This is a genomic window from Ilyobacter sp. (genome assembly GCF_041583315.1).
Taxonomy (GTDB): Bacteria; Fusobacteriota; Fusobacteriia; order Fusobacteriales; family Fusobacteriaceae; genus Ilyobacter.
Map to the genome: position 1 here is coordinate 1 of NZ_JBFHGC010000110.1, position 6,213 is coordinate 6,213.

General features: G+C 35.4%; 8 protein-coding genes. 3 read left to right on the forward strand and 5 right to left on the reverse strand.

Features of this window, described 5'->3' with window-relative positions; all coding sequences use genetic code 11:
* Both ABZA26_RS05330 and ABZA26_RS05335 read right to left on the reverse strand, forming a co-directional pair.
* Positions 1 to 826 (reverse strand): TRM11 family methyltransferase (locus ABZA26_RS05330; protein WP_372713482.1); only part of this gene is annotated, 826 nt, incomplete at its 3' end.
* A 54-nt stretch (positions 827 to 880) separates the two neighbouring features.
* Positions 881 to 1,447 carry a helix-turn-helix domain-containing protein gene (locus tag ABZA26_RS05335; RefSeq protein WP_372713483.1) on the reverse strand — a complete coding sequence of 189 codons (567 nt, stop codon included), beginning with the start codon at positions 1,445 to 1,447 and terminating at the stop codon, positions 881 to 883.
* Between the two features lie 134 nt (positions 1,448 to 1,581).
* On the opposite strand from ABZA26_RS05335, the gene ABZA26_RS05340 reads away from it, so the two are divergent.
* Complete coding sequence (locus tag ABZA26_RS05340) at positions 1,582 to 2,523, forward strand: multidrug resistance efflux transporter family protein (protein WP_372713484.1); 942 nt, start codon at positions 1,582 to 1,584, stop codon at positions 2,521 to 2,523.
* A gap of 154 nt (positions 2,524 to 2,677) precedes the next feature.
* Positions 2,678 to 2,905 (forward strand): DUF2188 domain-containing protein, encoded by a 228-nt coding sequence (locus ABZA26_RS05345; RefSeq protein ID WP_372713485.1) that lies wholly within the window; start codon positions 2,678 to 2,680, stop codon positions 2,903 to 2,905.
* Between the two features lie 104 nt (positions 2,906 to 3,009).
* On the opposite strand, the gene ABZA26_RS05350 is transcribed toward ABZA26_RS05345, so the two are convergent.
* The 3 genes from ABZA26_RS05350 to ABZA26_RS05360 all read right to left on the reverse strand — a co-directional run bounded on the left by ABZA26_RS05350 (position 3,010) and on the right by ABZA26_RS05360 (position 5,598).
* Positions 3,010 to 3,522 carry a lecithin retinol acyltransferase family protein gene (locus ABZA26_RS05350; protein ID WP_372713486.1) on the reverse strand — a complete coding sequence of 171 codons (513 nt, stop codon included), beginning with the start codon at positions 3,520 to 3,522 and terminating at the stop codon, positions 3,010 to 3,012.
* A gap of 141 nt (positions 3,523 to 3,663) precedes the next feature.
* Positions 3,664 to 5,217: an ABC-F family ATP-binding cassette domain-containing protein gene (locus ABZA26_RS05355; protein WP_372713487.1), complete on the reverse strand. Its 1,554-nt coding sequence runs from the start codon at positions 5,215 to 5,217 to the stop codon at positions 3,664 to 3,666.
* Positions 5,218 to 5,385: 168 nt separating this feature from the next.
* Positions 5,386 to 5,598 (reverse strand): hypothetical protein, encoded by a 213-nt coding sequence (locus ABZA26_RS05360; RefSeq protein WP_372713488.1) that lies wholly within the window; start codon positions 5,596 to 5,598, stop codon positions 5,386 to 5,388.
* 420 nt (positions 5,599 to 6,018) lie between these two features.
* Here ABZA26_RS05360 and ABZA26_RS05365 point away from each other — a divergent pair.
* A partial coding sequence (locus ABZA26_RS05365; protein ID WP_372713489.1) for a CHASE4 domain-containing protein occupies positions 6,019 to 6,213 on the forward strand: 195 nt, incomplete at its 3' end.

Consider the following 6,213-nt stretch of genomic DNA (forward strand, 5'->3'; position numbering starts at 1 on the left):
ACACCATAACCATTCTGTCTGAAATTCTTCTGGCTGTATCTATTATATCCTGCTGATCCTTTTCAGTAGTATGGCTGAATAGTCCGTAGGGAATATCTACTATGGAAGTATCATAGGTTTCTTTCGTCTTATGCATATCTTTTTTTATGATTTTAGTTTCCAGATTGAAGTGACTCAGATTCTCCTTTGCATTTTTTACTATCTTCGGATTTATTTCGTATCCTGAGATATCATATCCCATGGAGAGACCTTCCACAAGAGTTGTTCCTACTCCGCAGCAGGGATCTATTATTTTTTTCTTTAGATCACCTTTTGATGCTATATTCACCAGTACTCTTGCTGTCCTTACACTCAAGGAGTTGGAGTATGAGCATGGCTTTGTCTCATGGAGATGCCACTTGCAGTCATTATTCTCATTTATTCCCAGAAACCATTTGTTATTGTATTTTGTCACTCCGAGAATGGTTTCTGGCTCTGTCATAGTAGAGCTTCCTATTATTCTCAGTCCTATTTCTCTGGTACTCTTGATTCTCTCTTCATATGTTATATTTCCCTTTTCAAGTCTCAGATATTCAGATTTAAAATTTTTGAGGTGTATCTCATCTTTCTCCAGATGATCTAAAATCTCCTGTAAACTGTCAGTTTCGTAGATTATATCCAGTCTTTTTTTTATAAAAATACTGTTGGAAGGATTAAATTTTGTCTGTGAAATCAGCACCTTATCCACCGGCTCTTTGCCAAATAAGGCCCTCATCTCTAGCATACAAAGCTCCTCTTCATATGCCGGATAATTTATTACATACAGATATTCTTTTGAATCATTCATTTTTCTTGTTTTCCTCCCCTATACGCCCACCGTTAAAACTTCAGTTTATCAGACCTAATTTTCATGCTTGTTCTCATAAACTATTATATTTTGAAAAAAACACTCTTCCTTATTCAAATTGGAGTATTCGTGATCGATGTTTGCCTTAAATTTCAGGGCTTCTCCTTTTTTTATAACTAGAGTTTCAGATCCGATTTTCATATTTAGAACCCCGTCTATTACAAATACATATTCTTTTACCTCATCCCTGTGTTTTTCAGACTTGTGTATTGCCCCGGATTTTAGCTTAATATACAAAATTTCAAAATTTTCTTCATCATTAAACGGAAACATAGTGTAAATTTTCATGTCTTCTCCGCATTCTAAGACAGGATCAATATTTTTTATAGATACTATTTCATAGTCAGCAGAGGATTTCTTCATAAATTCTGAAAAGGGAACTTTCAGTCCTGTGGCTATTTTCCAGAGAGTGGATACAGTGGGATTTGACTGGCCTCTTTCTATCTGCCCCAACATAGGCTTACTTACTCCAGTGAGTCTAGCGGTTTCATCAAGACTGAGATTTTGTTTTTTTCTTATCTCTTTTAGATTTTTTCCTATAACTTCACTTAAGTCTTTCATTTTTACAACTCCTTTAAATTTATATAATTATATCATAAAATACATTTGTATGCTATAATCTCGTAAAATATGTTATAACATATATAAATGCGTTATATTAAAATTTATTTTTTATTTAAAGGAGGTATCTATTTATGAAATCTATTATTTTAGGAGGCTTGGCATCTCTGTTTTTTTCAGTCTCTTTTATATTAAATCGGTCTATGGAACTTACCGGTGGAAGCTGGATTTGGAGTTCATCTCTGAGGTTTTTTTTCATGGTACCTTTTTTATATATTATTGTTTTTATAAGGGGAGATATAAAGCCTCTCATAGAGCATATGAAGTCAAATATAGGTATATGGATAAAATGGAGTACAATCGGATTTGGAATCTTCTACGCCCCTCTCTGTTTTGCTGCCAGATCGGGGCCATCATGGCTTATAGCCAGCACATGGCAGACCACAATTATAGCGGGAGTTTTGCTTTCACCCTTGTTTTATCTAGAAAAAAAAGACGGAAACAGCATAAAAAAAATCAAAGGAAAAATTCCACTAAAAAGCCTCAGCATCTCTCTTTTTATATTAATCGGTGTATTCATAATGCAGGCTGATCAGATCTCTGTTATAACTTCAAGAGAGATTGTTATGGGAGTTTTTCCAGTAATAATAGCAGCATTTGCTTATCCTTTTGGGAACAGAAAGATGATGGAAGTCTGCAGGGGGAAGATTGATACCTACCAGAGAGTCCTAGGAATGACAATTTCTAGCCTTCCTTTTTGGATTATACTTTCTGTTTATGGAGTTTCCAGTATAGGGGGACCTAGTAAACCTCAAATAATTCAATCCTTTCTCGTGGCAATAAGTTCAGGAGTAATAGCTACTATACTTTTTTTTAAGGCTACTGATCTTACAAAAGGTGACAGCCAGAAGATGGCAGTTGTTGAGGCCACACAGTCTGGAGAACTTATTTTTTCTCTCATGGGTGAGATTCTTATTCTAGGCGGTGCATTTCCTACCCCTTTATCACTCACAGGAATCATATTTGTCATTGGCGGCATGGTTTTTCATAGTCTTTCAGCTAAGAGTCTGGCATAGAAAATATCTGTAAAACAAAGGATTAAAGAGGAATATACCATAACAAGGTGTAGAATATATTTAAGACGATAGACGACTTACATACTCCTATGCTGAATCCAATGAGAAGTTGGAAAATTAAAGCTATCACTATTAGTTTAAGGAGGGATATTAAATGGGTAAAAATCAACATGTTGTTCCGCACAATGGTGAGTGGGCTGTAAGAGGCGAAGGTAATGAAAAAGTAACAAAAATTACCAAAACACAGAAAGAAGCCATAGAAATAGCAGAAGAAATAGCAAGACACCAAAAATCAGACACTAAAATCCATGGTAAAGACGGTAAAATCAGAGCAGGAAACAGCTACAGGCATCCTCACAAAACACATGAAGATAAAGAATAAATATAAGAAAAAATCAGGGATATCAGCCCTGATTTTTTCTTTGAACTTTTAAATTTTTTTTATTATGACTCTTCATAAAGAATTACTGGCAATTTTTATCTGACTTATGAAGGTTTCTTAGACAGAGGAAACCTGGCCAATGGTGTCACAGGATTTAAAAATTCGTCCAGTTTGCCATCTTTTTTATCTTTTCTTTTCATCTCCACCTTGCACCACCATACAAAATGTTCTCCGTTATTAAATACAGGCTCGCCTTTTTTATCTAATCGGCTTTTGGCTCTCTGAATTGTATCCCATATTGTGCTCAATACATATTCATCAAACTGAGAAACAAACCATTCCGGCCATGTTCCCTCAGATACCAGATTTTTCTTTTTCATAAATTCCTCTGATTTTATAACTGTGCTTCTTCCCTCTTTTGTTTCTGGGAAATCTACAACTTCAATTATACCGTTTTTCTTTTTGAAATCTTCAAGTGTAGTTTTTACTACCTGTCCTTTTATCTCAAGAGTTTCAACATAATAAATGACCTCTTCCGATCCTATGTATAGCCCGAATTGATAATTATCCTTGTTTTTTCTGGACATTTTTATTATGTCCCCTGCTTTGATTTTCATTCTTTACCTCACTTTTATAATTTCTCTCTCATCTATATCACTAATTTACAGCTGAATTCATATATTTTAACATTTTTAAGACAGTTTTACATTTTTTTCTTATAAATTGTAAAAAGAACCAGGAAAATATCCCTGGTTCCCCTATACGATCTTTGTAGTCCAGTCCTCTACATCCCAGACCTCTGTAGCTATCTCCATATAGAAATCAGGTTCATGGCTAACCATAAGTACTGTCCCCTGAAACTCTTTAATAGCTCTTTTAAGTTCTTCCTTGGCATCTATATCCAGATGGTTTGTAGGCTCATCCAGAACCAAAAAGTTAATTTCACGGTTCATTATCTTAGCCAGCCTCACTTTGGCATTTTCTCCTCCAGACAGAACCCTCATCTGACTGGTAATGTGGTCATTAGTCAGACCGCATCTGGCAAGAGCTGCTCTGGCTTCGGCATTGGTAAAGCTTGGAAATTCATCCCAGAATTCATTAAGAGCCGGAGTATTACTGCTCTCCTCTTCCTGCTTAAAGTATCCTATCTCCAAAAACTGTCCGTGTTCTATCTCTCCTTCCATAGGCTGAATTCTACCTAAAATTGTATTCAGTAAAGTAGATTTACCCAGTCCGTTGACTCCTCTTATAGCTATCTTCTGATTACGCTCTATGGAAAAATTGAGAGATCTTGTCAAAGGTTCATCATAGCCTATTACCAGATCCTTGACCCCTATAATCTCTCTAGATGGAGTACGGGCAGTTTTAAATCCAAAAATAGGTTTTGGCTTCTCTCTGGCTATCTCGATGATCTCCATACGGTCCAGCTTTTTCTGTCTGTCCTTTGCCATGTTTGTGGTGGCAACACGGGCCTTATTTCTGGCAATAAAATCTTCCAGATGGGCGATCTCTTTTTGCTGTTTCTTATATGCCATCTCTATCTGACGTTTCTTCAGCTCATACATATCTCTAAACTGATAATAGTCTCCTGTATATCTAGTGAGGACAGCCTTTTCGATATGGTATATCACATTGGTAACTTCGTTTAAAAATGGTATATCATGAGACACCAGGATAAAGGCATTTTCATAATTTTTAAGGAAATTCTTTAGCCATATAATATGATCTTCATCCAAAAAGTTTGTGGGCTCATCTAGTATCAGAATCATAGGATTTTCAAGAAGTACCTTGGCCAGTAAAATCTTTGCTCTCTGACCTCCCGACAGCTCTGATACATCTCTGTCCAGGCCTATCTCCATGAGTCCCAGTCCTGCAGCATACTCTTCTATTTTAGAATCCAAGTTGTAGAAATCTGAGCTCTCTAAGATACTCTGTATCTCTCCTACCTCTTCAAGGATAGCATCCATCTCTTCTGGGGTGCACTCTGCCATTTTTTCATAAAGTTCCATTGTCTCTTTTTCCAGTTCAAACATAGCGGAAAAGGCAGACTTTAAAATATCCCTTATGCTTTTCCCTTTTTCAAGGGTGCTGTACTGGTCTAGATACCCGGTTGTTATATGGTTGCACCAGCTCACATCCCCTTCATCAGGCATGAGTTTACCGGTTATGATATTCAGAAAAGTAGACTTACCCTCACCGTTGGCACCTACCAGTCCCACGTGCTCACCTTTGAGCAGACGAAAAGACGCATCCTCCAGAATTACTCTAGATCCAAATCCGTGACTTACATTACTTACGTTTAAAATACTCATAAAAATTTAGCTCCTGTATATATAATTTTTGAATAACAATAAATTCTCTTAGCTCTGACTTCCTTTAAAAAAAATCAAGCCTCTGACAGTTAAAAAAGACTGTTTTTACTATGTAAAAGTCAGCCCATATCATAAATACCAATTAAAAAAAACACAATAGATATAGACTTATTCAGTTGTAATAAGTCCCTTCTTATAAGGAATCTCAACAAGATTTTTATCGGTTAAAGGTATTTTTTGAGTAAGGGTTCCTGTAAAAAGCTTCTCTTTATAATATAATTTCCCGCCTTTGAGTTCCAGATTTGGGTCACCCATCTCGACCTCTTTGTTGGTACAGGCTGCAAATATCAAAACAGTAAACAGTATTAAAAGTTTCTTCATAGAGTTCTCCTTTTTAAATGTTTATTATTTTCTTCTATCATATTTTATCAAGCTTTATGCAAAAAGACAACTGCCTATATATTTGACTTCTTTTCCCTTTTTTATGTACTTTGGTTTATCTCTTAGATCTCTTTTCAGTTTGGCATTACAGAAAGACAGATCAGTAGTTACAAACAAATCAAGGACTTTTTAAAAATTATAGAAGGAAACCGAACTATTTTAAGTAAGTCAAAATAACAATTATATATTTTAGTACAGTTTTTTCGTCTGAAAAACAAAACAGGAGGAAGTAAACATGAATATAAAAAAATTTAACAGTTATAGTTCCAGGGTTTCTATAACTCTGTTTTTGCATCAATTATTCCTCTGATTATTTATCTCTATTCCAACAATATTTTGATTGAAAATTACTTCTCGATTTTGGAAAATAAAAATGTAGAATCAAATATAGAACATGCCGATAAAATATTACAGAGCAGACTACGGGATATCAATTCGATTGCTATAGATTATGCAGTGTGGGATGATACATATGAGCTTATGGCTGAAAAAGACCCCGATATAAATTGGGTTAAGGAGAATATATCCGAATGGCTTCCGTCTAATTTCGGAGTG